Origin of the sequence: Bacillus cereus group sp. MG1 (genome assembly GCF_040460035.1) — a bacterium.
GTDB classification, from domain to species: domain Bacteria; phylum Bacillota; class Bacilli; order Bacillales; family Bacillaceae_G; genus Bacillus_A; species Bacillus_A cereus.
Genome location: NZ_JARVGY010000001.1, coordinates 1177070 through 1201666, shown reverse-complemented (window position 1 = coordinate 1201666; position 24597 = coordinate 1177070). Strand labels below are relative to the sequence as shown.

Sequence of the window (24597 nt, the reverse complement as noted above, 5' to 3'; positions counted from 1 at the left end):
GGGTGTGGATAATGAGTTTACTAATTAAAGATTTAACAAAGAAATTTGACGAGCATGTTGCAGTGGATAATTTGAATATCGAGATACCAAAAGGTGAAATATTTGGATTCTTGGGCGGGAATGGAGCAGGTAAAACGACTACATTTCGAATGATACTTGGACTTTTATCGAAATCAAGTGGAACCATTTCATGGAATGGTAAACCTATAAATTATGGTGTTACAGATAAAATTGGGTATTTACCGGAAGAACGTGGTCTTTATGCGAAAATGACTGTCAAAGAACAAGTTAACTTTTTTGCAAAACTAAAGAACATGAAAAGTAAAGATGCAGAAAAAGAACTTCACTATTGGCTGGAGCGTTTTAATATTACTGAGCATCTGAACAAAAAGGTAGGAGAACTTTCTAAAGGGAATCAGCAAAAAATCCAGCTGATAACAGCGATTATACATAAGCCTGAACTCTTAATTTTAGATGAACCATTTAGTGGTTTAGACCCAGTAAATGTTGAAATGTTAAAAGACGCTGTTCTTGATATGCAAAAACAAGGGTCGTCAATTCTTTTTAGTTCACATCGTATGGAACATGTGGAAGAGTTATGCCAACACATTTGTATTATGCACAAAGGTGTACCTGTTGTTCAGGGTGACATTGCCAAAATTAAAAGTGATTTTGGTAAAAAGAACGTTGTAATCGTTGGCGATCATGACTTTGACCATTTGAAAGAAATAAAAGGTGTAGAAAGTATGAAGAAACGTAAAAATGCAGTTACTCTTAAAATTTCATATGAAGAAGTGTCACATGTTTTATTTAAAGAGATAACAAAATTAGGGTATGTTAAAAAGTTTGCAGTAGAAGAGCCTACATTAAATGATATCTTTATTGCGAAAGTAGGTGCACAAAATGAATAGTTTCTGGACAATTTTTTTACAAAACTATAAATCTAAAGTGAAATCAAAATCATATTTTGCTATTACAATAATAGTTTCTATGTTAATTATAGGATTGATGAATTTTGACAAGATTTATAACTTGTTTGCAGGTAACGAGGACGATCAAGTTGTTGTTGTTACAGAAAAAGAAGAATTATATTCAACCATTCATCAAGTGTTTAAAAATGTCGATAGTAAGATACAAGTTAAACGTAGCACGGATAAACAAAAAGCAGAATCAGGTGTTAAAAATGGTGATTATACATATGCAATCGTTGTAGAGGAATTGAATAATAAACAATTAAAGGCTACGTATATAACTGAGACGGATGTAAATCAGCAAGATGTTAGCAAGGTTCAAACGATTTTATCTCAAATACAATCTTCTAATTTCGCCCAGCAATTGAATCTATCTCAAGATGAATTAAAGGTGTTAACAACGCCAGTAGAAATTCATACCAAAACGGTTTCAGATAAGGTTAAAGATGGAGAACATACTGAGGGTGTAGGGATTTTAATTAATGTCTTTATCATGCTAAATTATCTAATGATATTAATGTATGCTGCACAATTAGCAACAGATGTTGCAACAGAGAAATCTTCTCGTGTTATGGAGTTAGTTGTTTCAAGTATTTCGCCTACCAAACATTTATATGCAAAGCTATTCTCAACATTATTGGCTGGTATTACGCAAATCATAATTTGGGGCTTGGTCGCAACTGTTGGATATAAAACAGCAATTAATGATTCGAAAAATGATATTTTAAATAGTATTGATTTAAATTCTGTTGCTCCAACTCTAGTGTTTTATGGGATTCTATTCTTCACATTAGGATTCTTATTATATGGCTCATTATCTTGTCTATTTGGCTCTATCATTACGCGTATAGAGGAATCTTCTCAAGCTGTTATGCCGCTGATGTTTATGTTACTTGCTGCTTTGTATATAGCAATTTATGGAATGTCAAACCCAAGCAGCATGGTTGTTACCATTACTAGTTATGTACCTTTCTTCACTCCTATTGTTATGCTTGTACGAATTGGATTCCTCAATATCCCAGTATGGGAGATTGCGCTTGCATTAGCAATTCTAATTGCAACAATATGTATGATGATTGGTTTAACGAGTCGTGTTTACCGCGGTGGCGTATTAATATATGGTAAAGGTGCATTTAGTAATATCAAAAAGGCAATCAAATTAGGGCGAAAATAGGATTCGTCTATTCATTTCTAAACTTAAATTTACAAAGATCTGCATAGTTAAACTGTGTAGATCTTTTTTGTTGAGAAATTTATATAAATAAATATAAAAATTGCTGTATTAGGCTATTTTTCAAAGAGAATTTTAAAAAGCTCCCAAAAGAGAGTAAAGAATCGAGTTCTAGCGAACAACGTAGAGCGATAATTAATATAATTTATGTCTTTCTCCAAAATGGAGAAAAGAAGTAGGGAAAAATTTAGTTTTAATAATAATCATTTATTTGCTACATAAAGAAAACCCCTTGACTATCAAGGGGTTTTTCATATGACCCCGGAGAGGCTCGAACTCACGACCTCCACCCTGTCAAGGTGGCGCTCTCCCTGCTGAGCTACGGGATCCCAACTATAAATGTTACCATCAGCAATGTATTTTCATTTCATTCGTGTAATCGGAGAATTTGTACAATTTGTTGAGTATTGTAACATTTGATGTATTCCTATAATAGCAACAAACTTTAATGGTGTAAAGGTTTAATTTTCCGAATATTCATATTCTAATTTTTGTATAAAAAAATAAGCCCCGAAGAGCTTATTTTAATAATAATATCAACGCAATTATCAATGATATTTTCAAAAATACAATCATAAATAATGGAGCTTGTTCATAAGCTATCGTCCTGTAACTGTCATTCCTGCTGTGTAAATTGTATCAATAGAACCGTCAGCGCCTTTTATTTCGACTTTATAACGATATGTTCCATCTTCATAAATATCATCGCCATATTTCTTTTCAAGGCTGACATTGTAATGAATTTCTTCAGCTCGGTCATTTGTAATTCTTGCAATTACGCTGTTACCAAAAGTAACTTGTGTAGAGTGTACCTGAACTGTAACACCGTTCACCGTTTCACCAGGACCACAAATGTAATGACAACCATCCCATTCGTCAGCATGTGCTTTTGGTGTATCAATGTTCATAACCGTTAAACCGCCTAAAGCTAATGCGCCAGTTAATAATACTTTACAAAATGTTTTCACTTGAAATTCCCCCTAAGTATATTCTCAATTCGTTCGATAGATATCACATTAATCTAATGGAACGTTTTTTCCTTAAGTGTATTCGCTATGAATCTTTCATCTTGTAGTAATCTAATCACTACATAAAATTTCATAGTTTTGATTCCATATATGTATCATGATTTACATAGAACAAATCTGTTAATACGTTTTGGTTATTTGCTTATCCCACTACTTTTATTACCTTTTATTGGTAAAACGTTGATTTAATTATATACCATTATTATCTATTTACAAGAGAAAACAATACTGTATGCAAAAATGCATAATACAAGCAGTGTTGGGTTTCGATTAATATTTGAGTGGAATCTAATGCTAATTTTTTATGTTTAACAGTATAAATCTATCAATGTTTATTAAAGTCATAATTGATAAACATTGTCCAGGGGGCGCCCTTCATGCTGAGATACAGGATCTTCAAAAGGGAAAGTATAAGCGATTATGCTCGTAATGTATGAAGGGATAATGATGAGAAGAAAATTCAGTAGAAAATAGTTTTTGAATGTAGCTGTTATATTATTTCCGGTATTTATCTAAAGGATTTTCATCGCTTAAATCAACAATTAAAGGGCATAAAAATAACAGTGGTAAAGCGGCGTTAGCTTGATGAAAAGTATCATTAGACATATATTGCCTCCCAAAACAATACGGACAATCTTTTTCAAATGTCACGAGTATCGACCATATGTCTTTTACTTTCCACTTCTTTTTACAATACGTACAACGCGCCATTGAGTTCCTCCTCAGTTTAAGGTGTTTTCTAATATATTCTACTTTATTGTACGAAAGTCATTTGAATTTGATGTGGTAAAATGCAAAACAAGCCTAACCTCGTTCTACACTTAGGGAGGGGTTAGGCTTGTTTTAATTCCGTTCAAAGCCTCTTTGTATCAGGCCGTTTATACATTGCCTAGATAGCTTCGCGTTAAATTCGGGAGAATAATTTTTCCATCTTTACTGTATTTTTCGAATAGCTCTGATAGGAGAAAAATAAAGTTTTTATACTGTTCGTCATTTTCTTTCGGAGCATAAGACGCTGATAGATTTCTTCCCAAAAACCCTTCATAATCAAAAAGTAAATCATTTTGATATTCTTTAAACTCATACTTTCCATCTTTAAAAAAGCTGTTAAATACTTCTGGAGTTTCATCTATTCCACCGCTAAAGCCTTTAAAGTTTGGGCAGGTTTTCTGGCAAATTTCTGCATTCTCTTTAATAAGTGGACTAGTTAAATCTCTGCTATTCCAAACAAGTGCAACATTTGCTTTTTGTTTTAAAATTCGTTGGCATTCGATTTTGAAAGCTTCTTTATCAAACCAATGAAATGCTTGGGCAACAGTTACTAAATCTACACTATTTTCTTTTAAAGTGGTATTTTCAGCAGTTGCTTTTATGGATTGAAAACGAGAATATAGTTTTAACGATTGCTCAGCCATCTTCCTCATATCATCATTTGGCTCAACTCCAATAACATGTAAACCACTTTCAAGCAGCTGGCGGCTAAATATCCCCGTACCTGAACCAATATCAGCCACAATCCGATTCCCTTTCACTTGGTTAGCTGGAAGCAAGTAATCAATATATTCATTAGGATAACTAGGGCGATATTTTGCATACATATCGGCCCTGTCAGTAAAATTTTCTGTTGTTTTCACAGCACTACCTTCTTTCTTCCGATATTATGTACAGAAATAGAAATTAAATATGAATTCCGGCATTAGTCTTTAAGTCTACCACTTAAGAGTCCAGCTAAATAGAAGGCCTCAGTTTCTTTATTCAAATATCCTTTATCCGTTTAGTATACTATTTTAGATAATATCTTCCAAAAGTTTATAATGGCTTACTCAACTAAACCCACATAACTGACGTTGTTTAAACAACGTCAATTATGTTTTAGACTGTATGTTTTTATGAATTTATTTAATAATGTATGAGCAATTGTATGTCGTATTACGTTTACATAGGTAAGAGATTTTCATTTTTGCTATTTAAATTGGCCAATATATCCTTTTTACAATTTACTGAAAATCATGTATAACAGAGATACATGATTATTTTATCTCGCTATTTGCGGGCAGTAAGATCCCTTACCTCGAAATTCAGCAAAAGTAAAGAAGTTAGGTTCGGGTCGGAATGCCCGTAAAAGTCCGATTCGTGAGGGTTGATGAAAGTTTCACTTTATAAATATTCAGAAGTAGAGGGAGAAAAGTTGTAATGGTAAGAAAAACGTTCAAGATGCGCGTGTCTAAAAATAGAACGATTTCGATTAATGGATCGATTCTTGATGTGGATGTTACACATGATGAATTTTTACAAGAGTTTGTTGAGTGGGTTGATTCTAAAGGTTGGTCGTTTATGGGAATAACAGATGAGATTACGCCCGAGGAAGCTAGTCAAAAGTTAATAGATTCGTTGATTGATGAGAAGGATAAGAAAGAGTAATTCCTTCTTATTTTTATTGTATATTTATGTTCTTTATCGTAAAAGTATGATATAGTAAAAAATAGTGAAATTTCTTCCAATATAATACAAATCACATATGATTGGTAGATTTATTATTTTGTTAAGGAGTAAATGGAAAAGGGAGAGTCATATGGTAAATTTTAAGAAAATTTTGGTTTTTATTACAGTTATTTGTTCGTTTTTTTTGACGCCCATAACATTGCGTGCTGAGACGAATATTGGAGTAAATCCAGAACAAGTTGCACCACCACCTGCGGAAGGACCGAATGTTTTTAGTCAGTTTGCAACGACAATTGATGCGAAAACAGGAGATGTTTTGTATGATAAAAACGCATATCACCGAGCATATCCTGCTAGTACGACGAAGGTGTTAACAGCGATTTTACTCATGGAGCATACAAAGCCAGAGGACCAATTTACATTTTCACAATTAGCATTAGATCAAGAGAAGAGTAATTATCAAATTGAGTTTCAACCTGGAGAGACAATTAATAGAAATACTGCGCTTATGATTTTAATGGTGCTGAGTGCGAATGATGTGTCGTGTGCGATTGCGGAGCGGATTGGCGGGAGTGTTGAGAATTTCGCTAATATGATGAATGAGAAAGCGAAGCAATTAGGAGCGAAAGATAGCCACTTTGTAACACCGAATGGATTGCATGATCCGAACCATTATACGACGCCGTATGATATGGCTATGATTACGAAGGGTGTGCAAAAGTATCCTGAAATTTTACAAGCGATGAATACGAAAAGAACGACAGTTACGACGTCTAGGCAGACGGTGTCTATTTTTAATAAATCTAATTTTTTTGAAAATCCATATAGCATTGGCGGTAAGACAGGGTTTACGAATGAAGCACGTAATACACTTGTTTTATTAAATGAGAAAGATGGAAATCGTATTATAAGCGTAGTAATGGCTTCTCAAAGACCTGAAATTTATGAAGATTTGAAGCAGATGGCGGAATATTCTTTCGGTCAATTTACGAAGCAAATGGTGCTTGATAAACATAATTGGCATCAAAAAACAACATATTTAAATAAAGATGTTAATTCTGAGTTGGAACAAAGTGCGGAGCTTATGCTTAAGAAAGATGAAGGGAAAAATGTGAAAACTATTTTCCGGGCGGCTTCATTAGATAAAGAATCTTTATATCATAAAGGAATACATCGTGGTGAGGTAGTTGGTGCAGTTGATATTACGAAAAATAATCAAACAATTGCGACGGTAAATGTTCTTTCAACAGAAGATGTCACTTTTACGATGCCTAAAAAAGATACAACTATGCCTGAAGTAAAAGACTCAAATGTGAAAGTAATAAGTGTTGGGATAGGTGCGATTATATTATTTGGAGCAATTTTATATGTAGTGTTGCGCCGAAATACAAAAGGAATGAAATCAGAAGGTAAATAAATTACTAATAAAAAGACTGTGTAAAATTTTGGCACAGTCTTTTTTCTATATTTTAAATAACTAATAATTGTAAATTTTCTTATTGCAATAACTTAAAGTTCGTTATATCATTTACTTTTGTTCTTGTTAAAGAACGTAAGCGGATATTGCATACTTCAAATAATATAAAACAACGGAGAGGGAGAGAGACGATGAAATTAATATGGAAGATAATTAGCAACGCGATCTCATTTGTTTTATTTGCATTGATGGTTTTTTTAGCTTTTGTAGTTATTTCTTCAAAAGCAAGCGGTGGTGATCCGACAGTGATGGGATATCAATTTAAGAGCGTTCTTTCAGGATCAATGGAGCCGACGTTTTTAACAGGATCAATCATTGCAATAGAACCAAACAAAGATGGTTCTAAATATCAAAAAGGTGATGTTATTACCTTTAAAGAGAAAGATCAAAAAATTATCACTCACCGTATTATCGGTGTGAAAGATACAAATGGAAAAGTAATGTATGAAACAAAAGGGGATAACAACAACGGACCAGATTTAGAGCCAGTACTTGCAGAAAATGTAGTTGGAAAGTATGCAGATATTACAGTTCCGTATGTTGGTTATTTACTGAATTATGCGAATTCAAAAGCGGGAGCAGCATTACTTCTTATTATTCCAGGAGTCTTTTTACTTGGGTATTCCGCGATTTCTATTTTTGGTGCTATTCGTAGCATTGACGGAGAAAAGAAAGATAAAAAAGTAGAACAATCCGTCTAGTTCGTTTGGTTATACTTTCCGTTTAGGAAGTTAACAAATATATATTAAGGGGATATGGACATGACTTTAAAGAAAAAATTAGGAATGGGTATTACATCAGCAGTATTAGGAGCAGCTTTAGTTGGTGGAGGAACATTTGCATTTTTCAGTGATAAAGAAGTGTCAAATAATACATTTGCGGCTGGAACACTGGATTTAGCATTAAATCCATCAACAGTTGTTAACGTATCGAATTTAAAACCTGGGGATACAATTGAAAAAGAATTTAAACTAGAAAATAAAGGCTCTTTAAATATTAAAAAGGTTCTACTGAAAACAGATTATAATGTAGAAGATGTAAAGAAAGACAATAAAGATGATTTTGGTAAACATATTAAAGTAACATTCTTAAAAAATGTAGATAAGCATGAGACAATTGTGAAACAAACTACTTTAGATAAATTAAAAGGTGACACACTTACAGCTGTAGATAATGATTTATCGGCTTGGTTCTGGGATGAAAAAGGTATTTCAGCAGGTAAATCTGATAAATTCAAAGTGAAATTTGAGTTTGTTGATAATGGAAAAGATCAAAATCAATTCCAAGGCGACAAGTTACAATTAAATTGGACGTTTGATGCACAACAAACAGCAGGTGAAGAAAGATAATAAGAAAAAGGGCTATCACATGGATAGCCCTTTTTCTATTTTTCTAGTATTTGTCTATCAATTTTAATAGTTCTTTACTATAATATAGATAATGTTCTGTATAAAGAACGTAATGTTCGATGGGAGAGATTAAGATGCTGAAAAGACCGCGTAATTTTAAAAAGATGCTTATATTGCCGTGTATGTGTTCTATTACGTTTTATTTAGGATCTCAAATTATGACGCATACAGAAGCGGCGTTCATTCATGAAACGAAAGTAGAAGCGACGCTTTCTACAGCAATTATATTTCCGAAAACAGTTAATACGTTAAAAGAGCAATCTGAGAAACATAAACAGTTTATTGAGCGTGAGTATGGAACGATGAAGGGAAAATCGAAAGCAACTTCTATTGAAGAAATAAAACAGGCGATTTCTGTATGGCAACAAGGGCGTGAGAAAATTGTTGCTGAGAAGGAAGCCCTGCAAAATGTATATACTGAAATAGAAGCTCCTTACAATCAAATACAAGAAGAATTAAAGGTAAATAAAGATGAGTCGATGCAGCAAGTGTCCATATATGTAAATGAAGGCTTCCGCAGTATCAAAGAGAAGCGTGACTATATTGAGAAAGAAATTAGCTTGAAAGCTATTGATGAGCAAATTCAGGCTCTTCAGCAACAATTAAACGTTGCAATTGAAGCGGAAGGACAAAAGAAAGCCGAAGAACAGAAGAAAGTAGAAGAACAGAAGAAAGCAGAAGAACAGAAGAAAGTAGAAGAACAGAAGAAAGCAGAAGAACAGAAGAAAGTAGAAGAACAGAAGAAAGCCGAAGAACAGAAGAAAGCCGAAGAACAGAAGAAAGTAGAAGAACAGAAGAAAGCAGAGGAACAGAAGAAAGTAGAAGAACAGAAGAAAGCAGAAGAACAGAAGAAAGTAGAAGAACAGAAGAAAGCAGAAGAACAGAAAAAGCTAGAAGAGCAAAAGAAAGCGGAGTAACTGCTTTAGTGAAACAGCCGGAAAACAAGAATGTGGTGTAAGAGAGAGTGAACGAATAAGCAAGACTAGTAATATTTATACGAGTGTGAGGGAACGTTAGCCCTCACCTCTTTGTTTTTCTTTTTTCTTATAGTATTAAATGATTTGAGTGTGAAAAAAGTTATAAATTATCATTGTTTTTTTCTGAAAAGTCTAAATGATATTGAGAAATAAAAATAACTGAAAATATTAATAAATATGTGTTGTGTTTATATAGGGTTGTTCGTTATAATGAACATAAGGTTTTTAAAAAAGAACACATATTAGCTAAGCTAATATAGTTTTCTTTACATCTCTTATTGAAAAATAAGTGATAAAAATATAAAAAAAAGCTAGGGGGAATTGATTGTGAGTCTGAAAAAGAAATTAGGTATGGGAGTTGCATCAGCAGCATTGGGGTTAGCTTTAATTGGTGGAGGAACATTTGCATTCTTTAGCGATAAAGAAGTATCAAACAATACATTTGCAGCTGGGACGTTAGACCTTACATTAAACCCTAAGACGCTTGTAGATATTAAAGATTTAAAACCAGGGGATTCTGTTAAGAAAGAGTTCTTATTACAAAACAGCGGTTCGTTAACTATTAAAGACGTTAAATTAGCAACAAAGTATACTGTTAAAGATGCAAAAGGTGATAATGCTGGTGAAGACTTTGGTAAGCACGTTAAAGTAAAATTCCTTTGGAACTGGGATAAACAAAGTGAGCCTGTATACGAAACAACTTTAGCAGACTTACAAAAAGTTGATCCAGATCTTTTAGCTAAAGATATCTTTGCTCCTGAGTGGGGAGAAAAGGGTGGATTAGCAGCTGGTACAGAGGATTATCTATGGGTACAATTTGAATTTGTAGATGATGGAAAAGACCAAAATATCTTCCAAGGTGATACATTGAATTTAGAATGGACATTCAATGCTAACCAAGAAGCTGGGGAAGAAAAATAATAAAAAAAGCGGGTATTCCCGCTTTTTTTTATAAAGAAAAAGAAGTGCTGGTTGTAAGCACTTCTTTCTATTATTATTTTTGATTTTGCTTCCACTTTGTAAATTCAAGAAATTCACGAAATTGTTCTTTGGAGACACCAGAGTTCATTGCATCTTTAACGAGTTGTGTCCATTCGGAGTCTAGGTTAGTTTCCTTTGTTGTTTCATCATGAAGTAAAGTATCAACTGGAATTTGTAGAACTGCTGCGATCTTTTCAAGAAACTGAATGGAAGGGTTTTTTTGTAAATTTCGTTCTATAGAACTAATGTAAGATTTAGCAACGCCAGCTTTTTCGGCAAGTTCAGTTAATGAAATCCCTTTTTGTAAACGAAGGCGTTTTATACGTTCTCCAATCATATTTGCGCACCTTTCTATCAATATGTAGTTGTCTTATGATGTCATTATTATAACATAAACTTCGTTAAAAAGAACAAACCTATTGAGCCTGACTGGATGGCTTCATACGTTGGAAAAATTGCTCGATGTCTTGCATGGCGATACCGGCATCTAGAGCTTCAAGTATTAAATCAATCCATTCTTGATCCAGTGCGTCTGTCTTATCTTTGTACAAATGTAATTCCTCCCTAATTATCGGTCATAATTGCTGCTACAGAATACATGATAATGAAATCCGATTTTGTGTTTTATATAGTGAATTATCAAATATTGTGTAGATGAAACAAAGATAAAATCCCCATTAAACTCCCTCTATGGAAATTATAAATTGTTCGATAAAAACTTTCAATATTTTCAGAAAACATTGTTGAATTGTGATATATTCGTATGCTAACTATGAAATTTTTACAAATATATTAAAAACATTACATAATATGACTAAATATTGAAAAAATATTGAATTTTTAATAAAATTTAATTTGTAATACATATTATTTATTAGGGGAGGAAATAAGGGATGAACAAGAAACCGTTCAAAGTTTTGTCATCAATCGCATTGACAGCTGTATTAGGCCTTTCATTCGGAGCTGGCACTCAATCTGCATATGCTGAAACGCCTGTGAATAAAACAGCTACGAGCCCAGTGGATGATCATTTAATTCCGGAAGAACGTTTAGCAGATGCATTAAAAAAACGTGGGGTAATTGATTCGAAGGCTTCAGAGACAGAAACAAAGAAAGCAGTCGAAAAGTATGTAGAGAACAAAAAGGGTGAAAATCCTGGGAAAGAAGCAGCGAATGGGGACCAACTTACGAAAGATGCATCCGACTTTTTAAAGAAAGTGAAAGATGCGAAAGCAGACACGAAAGAAAAATTAAATCAACCAGCAACAGGCACACCTGCAGCGACAGGCCCAGTTAAAGGCGGTCTAAATGGTAAAGTACCAACTTCTCCAGCGAAACAAAAAGACTATAACGGTGAAGTTCGTAAAGACAAAGTACTCGTTTTACTTGTAGAGTACGCTGACTTTAAACATAATAATATCGACAAAGAGCCTGGATATATGTATTCTAACGATTTTAATAAAGAACATTATGAAAAAATGTTATTCGGCAACGAGCCATTCACATTAGATGATGGAAGTAAAATTGAAACGTTTAAACAATATTACGAAGAGCAATCTGGTGGTAGTTATACTGTAGACGGAACAGTTACAAAATGGTTAACAGTTCCTGGTAAAGCTGCTGATTACGGTGCAGATGCTCCGGGCGGAGGCCATGATAATAAAGGACCAAAAGGGCCACGTGATTTAGTAAAAGATGCATTAAAAGCAGCTGTAGATAGTGGTATTGATTTATCAGAGTTCGACCAATTTGATCAATACGATGTAAATGGTGATGGGAATAAAAATCAACCAGACGGTTTAATCGATCACTTAATGATTATTCATGCGGGTGTTGGACAAGAAGCAGGCGGTGGTAAATTAGGCGATGATGCAATTTGGTCGCACCGTTGGACAGTTGGACCAAAGCCATTCCCAATTGAAGGTACACAAGCGAAAGTACCATATTGGGGTGGAAAGATGGCAGCATTCGACTACACAATTGAACCAGAAGATGGAGCAGTTGGTGTATTCGCACATGAATATGGTCACGATTTAGGTCTTCCAGATGAGTACGATACACAATATAGTGGTCAAGGTGAGCCGATTGAAGCTTGGTCTATTATGAGTGGCGGAAGCTGGGCTGGTAAAATCGCTGGAACGACGCCAACGAGTTTCTCACCACAAAATAAAGAGTTTTTCCAAAAAACAATCGGTGGTAACTGGGCAAATATCGTAGAAGTAGATTACGAGAAATTAAATAAAGGTATCGGTCTAGCGACATATTTGGATCAAAGTGTTACGAAATCAGCAAGACCAGGCATGATCCGTGTTAACTTACCGGATAAAGATGTTAAAACAATTGAGCCAGCATTTGGTAAACAATATTATTACAGCACAAAAGGTGACGATCTTCATACGAAGATGGAAACACCGTTGTTCGATTTAACGAATGCAACGAGTGCAAAATTTGATTTCAAGTCATTATATGAGATTGAAGCAGGTTATGATTTCCTTGAAGTACACGCTGTAACAGAAGATGGTAAACAAACGTTAATTGAAAGACTTGGTGAGAAAGCAAATAGTGGAAATGCAGATTCGATAAATGGAAAATGGATTGACAAATCATATGATTTAAGTCAATTCAAAGGCAAGAAAGTAAAATTAACATTTGATTACATTACTGATGGTGGTTTAGCATTAAATGGATTCGCTCTTGATAATGCTTCATTAACAGTAGATGGTAAAGTAGTATTCTCTGATGACGCAGAAGGTACACCACAATTAAAATTAGATGGTTTCGTTGTATCTAACGGAACAGAGAAGAAAAAACATAACTACTATGTTGAGTGGAGAAACTATGCTGGGGCAGATAACGCGTTGAAATTTGCTCGCGGTCCAGTATTTAACACTGGTATGGTTGTATGGTATGCAGATTCAGCTTATACAGATAACTGGGTTGGTGTACATCCAGGACACGGTTTCCTTGGTGTAGTTGATTCTCATCCAGAAGCAATTGTTGGTACTTTAAATGGTAAACCAACAGTTAAGAGTAGTACACGATTCCAAATCGCTGATGCAGCGTTTTCATTTGACAAAACGCCAGCTTGGAAAGTCGTATCTCCAACGCGTGGAACATTTACGTATGATGGCTTAGCAGGCGTACCGAAGTTTGATGATTCTAAAACGTATATTAATCAACAGATTCCAGATGCAGGACGTATTTTACCGAAGCTTGGTTTGAAATTTGAAGTAGTAGGACAAGCTGATGATAATTCTGCAGGTGCTGTTCGTTTATATCGTTAATACTGTAAAACTACCGAGAGATTTTCTTTCGGTAGTTTTTTTGTGAGCAATGAATTTTATATAGCTGAAAAAGTCATATATAATGTAACCTTAAGAATAGAAATTTGTTATATATGAAGTTTATATAAATAATGAAAGAATTGGATAAAAATAGTGGGAGAAGGTGAGTGAATGAGTATTTCCTCTATTGTAAGTAGGCAAAAGGAATATTTTTTAAAAGGGCATACGAGAAGCATCGAAATGAGAAAGAATAATTTGAAGAAGCTTTATGAAGGCATTCAGCGTTTTGAAGAAGAAATATTTCAGGCATTGAAATTAGATTTAAATAAGTCAGTTCACGAGTCGTTTACAACGGAAGTTGGATATGTATTAAAAGAGATTTCCTTTCAATTGAAACATATGTCATCGTGGAGTAAACCGAAACGAGTTCGAACAGCACTTACTCATTTTGGATCAAAAGGAAAAGTAGTGCCAGAACCGTATGGTGTGACGCTTATTATTGCACCGTGGAACTATCCTTTTCAATTAGCAATTGCACCACTTGTAGGAGCACTGGCAGCTGGAAATACAATCGTTTTAAAGCCGTCAGAGTTAACGCCAAGCGTTTCAAAAGTGCTTAAGAGAATGTTAGATGAATTATTCCCGGAAGAGCTTGTAGCGGTAGTAGAAGGTGGCGTTGAAGAGAGTACATCTTTGCTGAAGGAACCGTTTGATTATATTTTCTTTACTGGTAGTGTTGGCGTTGGAAAAGTTGTAATGGAAGCAGCAGCGAAACAGTTGACGCCGCTCACTTTAGAACTTGGCGGGAAAAGTCCTTGTATTGTACATAAAGATGCAAAGATAGAGATGACAGCAAGAAGAATTGTTTGGGGAAAGTTTTTAAATGCAGGGCAGACGTGTGTAGCGCCTGATTATATGTACGTGCATTCTTCCGTGAAAGAAAAGCTAATTGAGGCACTGCGACATGAAATTACAGAGCAGTATAGTAAAGAACCTTTACAAAATGAAAATTACGTGCGTATTGTAAGTGAGCGTCATTTTGAACGATTATGTGGATTCTTACAAGATGGTCAAGTCGTAATTGGTGGAAACTATGAGAAAGATACTTTACATATTGAACCGACAGTACTAGCGGATATTACATGGCAAGATGCTGTTATGGAAGATGAAATTTTTGGTCCGATTTTACCAATCATAGAGTACGACAATATAGAAAATGTAATTGGCACAATCCAGCAACATCCGAAGCCGTTAGCGTTATATGTATTTTCTGAAGATAAAGAAGTACAAAAGAAAGTGACGAGTAATATTTCATATGGTGGAGGCTGTATTAATGATGTTGTCTATCACCTTGCTACGCCATATTTACCTTTTGGGGGTGTTGGAAGTAGTGGATTAGGGGGTTATCATGGGAAAGAAAGTTTTCGGACTTTTTCACATTATAAAAGCATTTTAGCCCAATCTACAGCATTCGACATGAAAATTCGTTACTCTTCTACAAAAAGTGCTTTAAAATTCATACGAAAGTTGTTAAAATGATGATGGTGTTTATCAGTAGGCGTAGCCGTATGATAATAGCCCCTTCGCAATGGAAGGGGTTTTTCTGTTCGACGTTATGTATCAGGCGAAAATGAATCAAACATACTACATAAAGAATAGAAACGAACGCTTGCTAAATAACCATTTTTGTTTGGATCGAAACAAAAAATAGTCTATAGAACATAAATATTTATTCATGAATATAAAAATTTAAAATTTAAGGTAGATAGGACGGGAAAATGAAAAAGATTATTAAAGTTGAAGCAGTTGAAAAACATTTTGGAAATCAAGTGATTATCCCACCTCTTTCTTTAGATATTAAAGAGGGAGAGTTTTTAACAATTTTAGGGCCGAGTGGCTGCGGGAAAACGACGTTACTTCGTATGATCGCAGGATTTGAAACTCCAACTAAAGGGAATCTTTTATTAGATGATGAAAGAATTAACGATTTGCCGCCATATAAGCGTCATATGAACCTAGTGTTCCAACATTACGCACTATTCCCACATATGACAGTAGAGAAGAATATTTGTTTTGGTATGAAAATGCAGAAAGTATCAGCAGCAGAGCAGAAAGAGCGTGCTGAAGAGGCAATGCGTTTAACGCAGTTACTTGAGTTCCGTAATCGTAAACCTGCGAAGCTTTCTGGTGGACAACAGCAGCGTGTTGCAATTGCAAGAGCGATTGTAAATAATCCGCGTGTATTACTATTAGATGAGCCACTTGGAGCGCTTGACTTTAAGTTACGAAAAGACTTGCAACGTGAATTGAAAAACTTACAACGTAATTTAGGAATTACGTTCATATACGTAACGCACGATCAAGAAGAAGCAATGAGCATGAGCGATCGTATTGTAGTTATGAATAAAGGACATATCGAACAAATCGGAACACCGAAAGAAATTTACAATAAGCCGAAAACATTGTTCGTTGCGACATTCATCGGTGAAAATAATATTGTGAAAAACGGGGAAGGCTATGTAGCAATTCGCCCTGAAAATGTAAAAGTACGTTCGGTTGAAGAGTCAATTTTAAAAGAATACCATCTTGGACATATTGAAGATATCGAGTTTGTCGGAAATATGGAGAAGCTTTATGTACGTGATGAGAAAACATCAGAATTACTAATGGCATATCAAACTGCTGAAGAGGCAGCACAGTGGAGCATTGGAGATAATGTATATGTAGGCTGGGAGCAAGAGGACGAGGTGACCTTAAATTGAAAAAAGGGAAATTACTCGCACTACCTACAGTCGCGTGGCTGTTAATTTTCTTCCTAATCCCGCTCGTATTCGTATTAGGATTCGCCTTCATGCAGCGCGGAGCTTACGGGACAGTAGAAATGCAATTTACGCTGGAGAATATATCCCGTGTGTTTGATCCATTATACTTAGGAACGTTATGGGAAACTGTTAAAATTGCAGTTATTACAACAGTAATATGTTTATTAATTGGTTATCCGTTTGCGTATACAATTACAATTGTTGACCGCAAATACCGCTCTATTCTTTTATTATTGGCAACGATCCCGTTTTGGATTAACTTTCTTGTTCGTTCATACGCATGGATTGTTATTTTACGTTCACAAGGTCTTGTGAATACGTTGTTATTAAAGCTTGGCATTATTAGTGAACCGTTAAATTTATTATATAATACTCCTTCTGTAATACTCGGAATGGTCTATTCTTTATTACCATTTATGATTTTACCAGTGTATGCAGCAATTGAGCAGCTGGATAAGCGTAAGCTAGAAGCTGCTTATGATTTAGGAGCAACACCAATAAAGGCATTTTGGAATATAACAGTGCCGATGACGATGTCAGGAATTGCGACTGGTTCTATTTTAGTATTCGTTTCTTCTATCGGAATGTTTGTTGTATCAGACGTGATGGGCGGATCGAAAGTAGCATTAATCGGAAACGTTATTCAAAATCAATTCTTAGGTGCACGTGACTGGCCGTTTGGATCTGCGTTATCGATTATCGTTGTTCTATTCTCTGTTCTGTTAATTTACTTATATTATCGTGCAACGAAAGTATATAAATATAATGAGAACGGAGGGGAATAGGCAAAGATGAAGAAGTTTTTAGTTTCTTATTCTTGGTTAATTTTGTTATTCTTGTATTTTCCAATGATGGTTTTAATGGTCTATTCTTTCAACGACTCTCGCATTAATGCGGAGTGGGAAGGTTTTACATTCCATTGGTATACAGATTTATTTCAAAAACAAGATGTTATTGATGCATTTGTAAATAGTATTACGATTGCAGTTATAACAACGATTGTGACAACGGTACTTGGTGTATTCTTTGCAATCGCTTTACATCGTTATAAATATCGTTTTGAAGGGGCTATTAATGGCCTTGTATATTTACCAATTTTAATTCCTGATATTTTAATGGGATTATCTTTACTAATTCTTTTCAGCCAGTTAGGAATGGAACTTGGACAAACAACGATTATTATTGCACATATTACATTTAGTATTTCGTTTGTTGTTGTTATTTTAGCTGCGCGTCTTTCAAGTATGGGACGTGACTTAGAAGAAGCTGCAAATGATTTAGGAGCAACGCCTTGGCAAACGTTTCGTTATGTAACGTTCCCAGCAATTGCACCGGGAGTTATTTCGGCAGCATTATTAACATTCACATTATCAATTGATGATTTTGTAATTAGTTTCTTCGTATCAGGACCAGGATCAACAACATTGCCACTATACATTTACAGTATGGTTAAGCGCGGAGTATCACCAGAAATCAATGCTCTTTCTACAATTTTAATTGTTGCTATCGTAGGATTAATGGTTCTATCTGAAATCTTCCGGAATAAAGGTGCAGATGGTGAAGAAAACTCTGGAGGACACCTTCCTTTATAATACGAACGATATAGAAAGTACAAGGGGGTAATAAACCGATGAAATTAATGAAAAGAATAGCTGGCGCAGCAATTAGTTTTAGCCTTGTTGCTGGTGTGCTTGCTGGTTGTGGTGAAAAGAAAGAAGAATTAAATATTTATAGCTGGGCTGACAATTTTGATGAGCAAGTGCTAAAAGATTTTGAAAAGAAATATAATGTGAAAATTAACTATGACAAGTACGCAAGTAATGAAGAAATGCTTGCGAAATTACAAGCTGGTGGCGCAAAGTATGACTTAATCCAGCCGTCGGATTACATGGTTAAAACAATGGCGAAAATGGACTTATTAGCGCCGTTAGATAAAAAGAATATCCCGAATATCGAAAATATGGTTTCTAATTTCAAAACACCTGCGTTTGATCCAGAGAATAAATATTCTTTAGTGTACACTTGGGGTGTAACAGGGATTGCATACAATAAAAAGTATGTGAAAGAAGCACCTACAAGCTGGGCGGACTTATGGAATGAGAAATATAAAGGACATGTAACGTTATTGAACGATTCTCGTGAAGTATTAGGAGTGGGTCTTAAGAAGCACGGGTTCTCAAACAGTACGAAAGACGATGCACAATTAAAGACAGCAGCAGATGATTTAAAGAAGCTGCTTCCAAACTTATTAGCATTTGATACAGATAACATTAAACAAAAATTCATTACAGAAGATGCTTGGATCGGAACAGTTTGGTCTGGAGATGCAGCATTTATCGCAAAAGATAATAAAGATGTAGAATATGTTGTACCGAAAGAAGGCGGCACAATTTGGGCTGATACGTTAGCAATTCCAAAAGGTGCAAAACATAAAGAGCTTGCTGAGAAATTTATGAACTACTTACTAGATGAAAAAGTAAGTGTGAAAAACTACGAGTCAATTGGTTACAGTAATCCAAATGAAAAAGCTCATCCTCTTCATAGTAAAGAATACCGTGATAATCACATGATTTTCTTAACGAAAGAAGAGTTAGATCGTACAGAATGGCTTGTTGATGTAGACGATAAGTTAAAAGACTATGATCGTTACTGGACAGAGCTAAAAACAAAAGGTAAATAAGTAAGGAAATGCGGTTTCTAAAGTAGAAATCGCATTTTTTCATAGTAGGAGGAAATCGTTTGAAGAAGAAGTTACATCAGTATGAGGTAATGTGTATCGGTTTGTTATTTGCTGTATTTGGTATTGTTGCTTGGCGCGTACATGCAGGTGGCGTTACAGTGATGGATACATATGTCCGTGGATTAGTAAGAGGGCTACAAACGGAAAGTTCTCTTACATTTTTCTCGTACTTTACAAAATTGGGATCAGCAATTGGGATAGTCGCTACGCTCGTTATAAGTTTGCTTGTTTTTTGGAAGAAGCGTTATTATGCTGCGATGATTGTATATCCAATGGGAATTTTAATAACACATCTTGTGAATAAAGGGATAAAAGAGAGTGTAAAGAGAGAACGTCCGTCATTAAATGAAGCGCTAGATGCACTTGGATATAGTTTTCCTAGTGGACATGCAATGCTATCGATTATGACATTTGGATTTCTTACTTATATCATTGCTGCTAATTTGAAAAGTGTAGCTGGGAAATGTGTCACAACAATTTTGATGGGTATAGTAATTTTATCGATTGGATTAAGTAGAGTCATTTTAAATGTACATTATCCAACTGATATTTTAGCTGGTTACTGCGTAGGTGGTATTTTGTTAATTATCGCGATTTACTACCATCGTTTACTTACTGAGAGATTAGGGCTTAATAAAGAGAGATAGAAAAACGTCTGGAAAAACTATTATTATAGTTTTTCCAGACGTTTTTTGTTTATATCAAGATGTGATACAGTATAAGTGACAATTGAATTATTTAAAGTAGGTGAAAATGTGTGAAGACAAATGTACATAAAGTTGATAAGTGGGGGAAGTTAGGAGCCTTTTTGTATCAGTTTCGTTATACCGTAATTGTAACGTTACTGTTGCTCGCAATCGCACTTGGGATTTTTGCTCCAAAGCTACCGGGAGTATTAGGTGGTGACGGTTTCCAAACGGAAGGCGACTATCAAAAAACGAAAGAAATTTTAGATAAAGATTTTAAGAAGTCTCAAGATACGCTGCTGCTCATTTTTGAGAAAAATAAAGATGCTTCGCATGAGGAATTTAAAAAGCGAATAAATGAAATTGTAAAGAATGTTCAAGAGAAAGAGAACTATGAATCTTTCCATCACCCAATCCAAAATAAAGAAATGCTACAAGATGACATCGGTTATGCGACAATTTTATTTTCCGGGAAAACAAATAAAGAAAGAATGGAAAAGACATTACAATTTGCTGATGAGATTGAGAAAGAAAGTAATGTAGCATTAAAAGTAACACCTACAGGATTTCCGAAAATTAATAAAGAGATTAATGAAAGAACGCAAAATGATTTAAAAGTAGCAGAAATGATTGGATTACCAATTGCGTTTCTTGTATTACTATTTTCGTTTGGTAGTCTTTTGGCATCAATTTTACCGATTTTGAATGGGGCGCTTAGTGTTATTAGTACGATGGGGATATTGTATTTCATCGGTGTTGATAAAGAACTATCTATTTTCGTGTTAAATGTTGCACCGATGATTGGACTTGCATTATCTATTGATTTTGCGCTATTATTTGTGAACCGTTTTCGAGAGGAAGTTGCTAAACGAACGGTAAAAGAAGCGATAACAATTACATATCAAACGGCAGGACGTGCGATTGTATTTTCAGGATTATGCGTATTTGTTGGATTATCTGGTTTGTTTTTCTTTAAGATAGATTATATTCAATCTGTCGCGATTAGCGGAATGATTGTTGTCATTATGAGCATTTTATTCTCACTCACACTTCTTCCAGCACTATTATCGTTAATCGGTAAAAGAATATTAAAAAAGAATCAAGTAGCACATACGCCGGCAAAAGCATGGCGTAAATTTGCACAATTTGTGATGAAACATCCAATTGCAATGATTATTGTTGTTACAACATTTATTGTTATTTGCTTATTACCGTTACGTACAGCTAATTTGCAGTTCCCTGGTATTGAAGCTTTACCTGAAAAGAGTGATACAAGGATTGCATATGAAAAGTATGAAGAAGCATTTAATGAAACTGTCAAAACACACGCTGATGTTACGTTAGTTGTAGAGACGAAAAAAGATATGAAAGAAAAAGAAAGTCTACAAAAGATAGAAGAAGTCGTTCAAAAGTTAAAAGATGATAAGAAAGTACATGAAGTAAGAAGTTTATACGACGGGTTAACTGGAATGAAAGCAGATCAAGTTGTTGGAATATTGCAGTCGCCAGAATCAGCGAAACTAACTCCTGTATTTGAAGCATACACGCAAGGGAATAAGACGACGATAGAAATCTTTTTGAAAACAAAACCACGTACAGAGACTGCAAAACAGTGGGTACGTGACTTTAAAAAGAACTATAAAGAAACGGATGTTACGTATTATCTAGGCGGAATGACGACGTTTCAACAAGAATTAGAAGATGAAATTAAAGATAAAGTTGTAATTGGTATGTCTGTTATATTTGGATCGACCTTTGTTATATTATTATTTGCATTCCGATCTATGCTCATTCCAATTAAGGCAATTGTTATGAATATACTTAGTTTAAGTGCAACCATTGGAATTGTTGTTTGGTTATTTGAAGGTGGTCATTTCGGTTTAGAAGCGAGTCCGGTTCTGTTTGTCTTACCAATCTTCATTTTTGGCCTCGTATTTGGGCTTAGTATGGATTATGAAGTATTTCTTATTTCACGTATTCATGAGCTCTATGAAGAAACAGGAGATAACGATCAAGCAACGTTAGAAGGGCTCGTTTCAACAAGCAGAATTATTACATCAGCTGCTTTAATAATGATTGTTGTAACTGGTGCATTCGCATTTACTGATATTTTACCAGTAAAGCAGATGGGTCTTGGCGTTGCATTAGCAATATTTCTTGATGCAACAATTATTCGTCTTATGCTCGTACCAAGCTTAATGAAGTTATTTGGAGACTGGAACTGGTGGTTACCATTTCGAAAAAAACGAGAAAAAGCATCGTAAAAAATGCTCATCAATATGATGAACATTTTTTATGAATAGCAAAGCCTACATTTTGCAAATAGTATGTGATAAGAACATTACATAATAAGTAGGTGAAGGCAATGTTTCGTTATTTTAAGTTTAAGTTAAATGATACAGTACAGTTTGCCGAGAACGATGGGCATATGTATCGCATTGTCGGTTATCGGTTAGAAAAAGGATTTTATCCAAAAGATGAATGGACTCATATCATTTATGAACTACTTAGAGAATTTGACGGGTATACGATGGATGCAGAAGAGGAAGAACTTGTAAAGGTCGTTCAAGTAGAGGATGAGTATTACAAAATACAAGAAGTATCAGGTTATCGCTATCCAGTAAAAATGAAACAAAAACAACAAGTGATGAAAATAGAAAAGATGGACGATTTATTAGATGCTTACAATGATTATAAAAGGTTGGCGGATTTCTTTAAAGATTTATCGTATGAACAAAAAGCTGAAGAAGTATTATTAGAAATGAAAAGACTTAGAGCTTGAGGGGCAGTCTATTATAAGACTGTCCTCTATTTTTGACAGTGCATCAAAGTGTGTTTTCCGTTACAATGAGAGAATCAATAGAAATAAGGTGATAAACAGTATGGAAACAAAGAAAAAGGGCGAATGGTGTGAAATTATCGTTCCAGCTAAATGGAATGGTATAAGTATTGAATCGGTATTAAAAGTAGAATGGGAAATACCGAAAAAGCTATTACATCAGCTTCGTATGGAAAAAGGTGTTACGGTTAACGGGGAACAAAGAAGATGGAATGAGCTTTTAAAAGAGAACGATAAGTTACAAGTCCATATGTTTGCGGAGGAAGAGTACGGTGTAGATCCAGAATATGGTGAATTACATGTAGTATACGAAGATGATCACGTACTTATCGTAAATAAACCAGAGCAAATGGACACACACCCTGCTGAAAGAGGTGGAACCGGGACGCTTGCAAATCTTGTTGCTTTTCATTTTCAAATGCAAGGTTTAGAGACGAAGGTGCGTCATATTCATCGTTTAGATAAAGATACGACAGGTGGTGTCGTGTTTGCTAAGCATAGAATTGCTGGTGCAATTATGGATCGTCTATTAATGGAAAGAAAAATTAAAAGAACGTACGCAGCGCTCGTTGAAGGGAAAGTAAAGAAGAAACAAGGAAAGATTGATGCTGCTATCGGAAGGGATCGCCATCATGCTACAAGGCGTCGTATTTCTCCAAAAGGTGACCAAGCTATCACATATTATAAAGTAGAAAAGTATTTTAAGAAGCAAAACACGACTTTCGTAACGTTACAATTAGAAACGGGTAGAACACATCAAATTCGTGTTCATATGAGTCATAATGGTAATCCACTAGTTGGGGATGTATTATATGGTGGACAAACAAAATATATGTCCAGTCAAGCATTGCATGCGATGAAGATAAATTTCTTGCATCCAATTACGAAAGAAGCAATTGAAGTTGATGTGCCGTTTCCTACAAAGTTAAATAAAAAAATAAAAGAATTTCAAAAAGAAAATGCGTAAAGTATAAGTTTTAACTTGAAAAAAGTAGATTTTTGCAGGGATTTCTCTAAAAGAAGCGAAGCCGTTAAGAGAAAAGAGAGGTGAGAATCACTTGATCAAATATAAGTATGTACTTGGAATATTTTTCGCTTGTCTTTTACTTACTCTATTTCTCTATCCCTATTTACCAAATCGTATGGCAGTACATTGGAATGTAAATGGTGAGCCAAACGAGTTTATGAGTAAACAAGTTGTTGTAGCATTTATTCCCTGTTTTATTATTTTTTCATATGGATTTTTGTATATTATTTCACATAATATATTTAAGTTTAATGAAAGAGGGCATGGTATTATAGGCGGCTTTATAAAGAAAATTACGTTATTTATGTTGTTTATTCATATGCTTATCCTCTTTATTAATTTTAGGAAGGTGATATCCTTTCAAACAGGATTAACGATTGGGATTAGTATGTTTCTTTTTATGCTGAGTAAAGAATTTAAGAACATAAAAGGCAAAGAAAAAGAAAAAGAAAAAGAAAAAGACCCAATTAAATTACAAAAAATTCGTTTAGTGAGTAGACGAATTTTTCAAGTGATGGCATGGGGCATATTGTTTTCATTGTTTTTGAACTTAGAGTGGGGATTTTATGTATTGCTTAGTATAATAAGCTGTGGATCTATGTTGTTTATGTTATATATTTTCTATTCATACATAATAGAAAGCTATGAAACTTAAAAAAGAGTCTTCTCATTATGAGAAGACT

Annotated in this window: 24 protein-coding genes and 1 tRNA gene; 19 read left to right on the top strand and 6 right to left on the bottom strand. The window is 34.6% G+C overall.

The features are described 5' to 3' along the window. Positions 1 to 11: 11 nt before the first annotated feature. Positions 12 to 911, top strand: a complete 900-nt coding sequence (locus QCI79_RS06115; protein WP_000054715.1) for an ABC transporter ATP-binding protein — start codon at positions 12 to 14, stop codon at positions 909 to 911. Next, a complete protein-coding gene (locus tag QCI79_RS06110; protein ID WP_001084161.1) occupies positions 904 to 2145 on the top strand; it encodes an ABC transporter permease in 1242 nt (413 codons plus the stop codon). Before QCI79_RS06115 ends, QCI79_RS06110 begins: the two co-directional genes overlap by 8 nt. A gap of 313 nt (positions 2146 to 2458) precedes the next feature. Here QCI79_RS06110 and QCI79_RS06105 read toward each other — a convergent pair. From QCI79_RS06105 to QCI79_RS06090, 4 genes are all read right to left on the bottom strand, one after another. Continuing rightward, positions 2459 to 2531: transfer RNA gene (locus QCI79_RS06105), tRNA-Val, on the bottom strand. A 270-nt stretch (positions 2532 to 2801) separates the two neighbouring features. Next, positions 2802 to 3170, bottom strand: coding sequence for a hypothetical protein (locus QCI79_RS06100; protein ID WP_021727728.1), 369 nt, complete (start codon positions 3168 to 3170; stop codon positions 2802 to 2804). Positions 3171 to 3725: 555 nt separating this feature from the next. Further along, positions 3726 to 3941 (bottom strand): hypothetical protein, encoded by a 216-nt coding sequence (locus tag QCI79_RS06095; RefSeq protein WP_000090205.1) that lies wholly within the window; start codon positions 3939 to 3941, stop codon positions 3726 to 3728. Between the two features lie 167 nt (positions 3942 to 4108). Further along, positions 4109 to 4864 carry a class I SAM-dependent methyltransferase gene (locus QCI79_RS06090; RefSeq protein WP_000858666.1) on the bottom strand — a complete coding sequence of 252 codons (756 nt, stop codon included), beginning with the start codon at positions 4862 to 4864 and terminating at the stop codon, positions 4109 to 4111. Between the two features lie 559 nt (positions 4865 to 5423). On the opposite strand from QCI79_RS06090, the gene QCI79_RS06085 reads away from it, so the two are divergent. The 6 genes from QCI79_RS06085 to calY all read left to right on the top strand — a co-directional run bounded on the left by QCI79_RS06085 (position 5424) and on the right by calY (position 10456). Next, positions 5424 to 5651, top strand: a complete 228-nt coding sequence (locus QCI79_RS06085; protein ID WP_000251856.1) for a hypothetical protein — start codon at positions 5424 to 5426, stop codon at positions 5649 to 5651. Between the two features lie 151 nt (positions 5652 to 5802). Continuing rightward, on the top strand, positions 5803 to 7089 hold the full coding sequence (locus QCI79_RS06080) for a D-alanyl-D-alanine carboxypeptidase family protein (protein WP_021727727.1): 1287 nt from the start codon (positions 5803 to 5805) through the stop codon (positions 7087 to 7089). Between the two features lie 191 nt (positions 7090 to 7280). After that, positions 7281 to 7850: a signal peptidase I SipW gene (gene sipW / locus QCI79_RS06075; RefSeq protein WP_000767792.1), complete on the top strand. Its 570-nt coding sequence runs from the start codon at positions 7281 to 7283 to the stop codon at positions 7848 to 7850. Between the two features lie 60 nt (positions 7851 to 7910). After that, positions 7911 to 8498 carry a CalY family protein gene (locus QCI79_RS06070; protein ID WP_000172854.1) on the top strand — a complete coding sequence of 196 codons (588 nt, stop codon included), beginning with the start codon at positions 7911 to 7913 and terminating at the stop codon, positions 8496 to 8498. Positions 8499 to 8632: 134 nt separating this feature from the next. After that, entirely contained in the window at positions 8633 to 9475 is an 843-nt protein-coding gene (locus QCI79_RS06065) for a DUF4047 domain-containing protein (RefSeq protein ID WP_021727726.1), read from the top strand. Positions 9476 to 9862: 387 nt separating this feature from the next. After that, positions 9863 to 10456 carry a biofilm matrix protein CalY gene (gene calY / locus QCI79_RS06060; RefSeq protein WP_000053713.1) on the top strand — a complete coding sequence of 198 codons (594 nt, stop codon included), beginning with the start codon at positions 9863 to 9865 and terminating at the stop codon, positions 10454 to 10456. Between the two features lie 73 nt (positions 10457 to 10529). Here the strand turns inward: calY and QCI79_RS06055 are convergent, their stop codons facing one another. Both QCI79_RS06055 and QCI79_RS06050 read right to left on the bottom strand, forming a co-directional pair. Then, positions 10530 to 10853 (bottom strand): helix-turn-helix domain-containing protein, encoded by a 324-nt coding sequence (locus QCI79_RS06055; RefSeq protein WP_000578885.1) that lies wholly within the window; start codon positions 10851 to 10853, stop codon positions 10530 to 10532. Between the two features lie 79 nt (positions 10854 to 10932). Then, complete coding sequence (locus tag QCI79_RS06050; RefSeq protein ID WP_000276219.1) at positions 10933 to 11067, bottom strand: anti-repressor SinI family protein; 135 nt, start codon at positions 11065 to 11067, stop codon at positions 10933 to 10935. Positions 11068 to 11409: 342 nt separating this feature from the next. On the opposite strand from QCI79_RS06050, the gene inhA1 reads away from it, so the two are divergent. The 11 genes from inhA1 (at position 11410) to QCI79_RS05995 (ending at position 24569) form a co-directional block, all read left to right on the top strand. Beyond that, a complete protein-coding gene (inhA1, locus tag QCI79_RS06045; RefSeq protein WP_071699958.1) occupies positions 11410 to 13800 on the top strand; it encodes a M6 family metalloprotease immune inhibitor InhA1 in 2391 nt (796 codons plus the stop codon). A gap of 171 nt (positions 13801 to 13971) precedes the next feature. Beyond that, a complete protein-coding gene (locus QCI79_RS06040; RefSeq protein WP_000028382.1) occupies positions 13972 to 15339 on the top strand; it encodes an aldehyde dehydrogenase in 1368 nt (455 codons plus the stop codon). A 239-nt stretch (positions 15340 to 15578) separates the two neighbouring features. Beyond that, the gene (gene potA, locus QCI79_RS06035; protein ID WP_000720336.1) at positions 15579 to 16562 is read left to right on the top strand and encodes a spermidine/putrescine ABC transporter ATP-binding protein PotA; all 984 of its coding nucleotides are present in this window, start codon (positions 15579 to 15581) and stop codon (positions 16560 to 16562) included. Further along, positions 16559 to 17407 carry a spermidine/putrescine ABC transporter permease PotB gene (potB, locus tag QCI79_RS06030; RefSeq protein WP_000715500.1) on the top strand — a complete coding sequence of 283 codons (849 nt, stop codon included), beginning with the start codon at positions 16559 to 16561 and terminating at the stop codon, positions 17405 to 17407. Before potA ends, potB begins: the two co-directional genes overlap by 4 nt. A gap of 6 nt (positions 17408 to 17413) precedes the next feature. After that, the gene (gene potC, locus QCI79_RS06025) at positions 17414 to 18214 is read left to right on the top strand and encodes a spermidine/putrescine ABC transporter permease PotC (RefSeq protein WP_000714192.1); all 801 of its coding nucleotides are present in this window, start codon (positions 17414 to 17416) and stop codon (positions 18212 to 18214) included. A 38-nt stretch (positions 18215 to 18252) separates the two neighbouring features. Then, positions 18253 to 19302 (top strand): spermidine/putrescine ABC transporter substrate-binding protein PotD, encoded by a 1050-nt coding sequence (gene potD / locus QCI79_RS06020; RefSeq protein ID WP_000772485.1) that lies wholly within the window; start codon positions 18253 to 18255, stop codon positions 19300 to 19302. Between the two features lie 59 nt (positions 19303 to 19361). Continuing rightward, positions 19362 to 20009: a phosphatase PAP2 family protein gene (locus QCI79_RS06015; RefSeq protein WP_000727794.1), complete on the top strand. Its 648-nt coding sequence runs from the start codon at positions 19362 to 19364 to the stop codon at positions 20007 to 20009. A 110-nt stretch (positions 20010 to 20119) separates the two neighbouring features. Next, positions 20120 to 22312, top strand: a complete 2193-nt coding sequence (locus tag QCI79_RS06010) for an MMPL family transporter (protein WP_000856440.1) — start codon at positions 20120 to 20122, stop codon at positions 22310 to 22312. Positions 22313 to 22413: 101 nt separating this feature from the next. Then, a complete protein-coding gene (locus tag QCI79_RS06005; protein WP_000490301.1) occupies positions 22414 to 22830 on the top strand; it encodes a hypothetical protein in 417 nt (138 codons plus the stop codon). Between the two features lie 100 nt (positions 22831 to 22930). Next, complete coding sequence (locus tag QCI79_RS06000; protein ID WP_000448324.1) at positions 22931 to 23854, top strand: RluA family pseudouridine synthase; 924 nt, start codon at positions 22931 to 22933, stop codon at positions 23852 to 23854. A 91-nt stretch (positions 23855 to 23945) separates the two neighbouring features. After that, the gene (locus QCI79_RS05995; protein WP_021727725.1) at positions 23946 to 24569 is read left to right on the top strand and encodes a DUF1648 domain-containing protein; all 624 of its coding nucleotides are present in this window, start codon (positions 23946 to 23948) and stop codon (positions 24567 to 24569) included. The last annotated feature ends 28 nt before the right edge of the window (positions 24570 to 24597 follow it).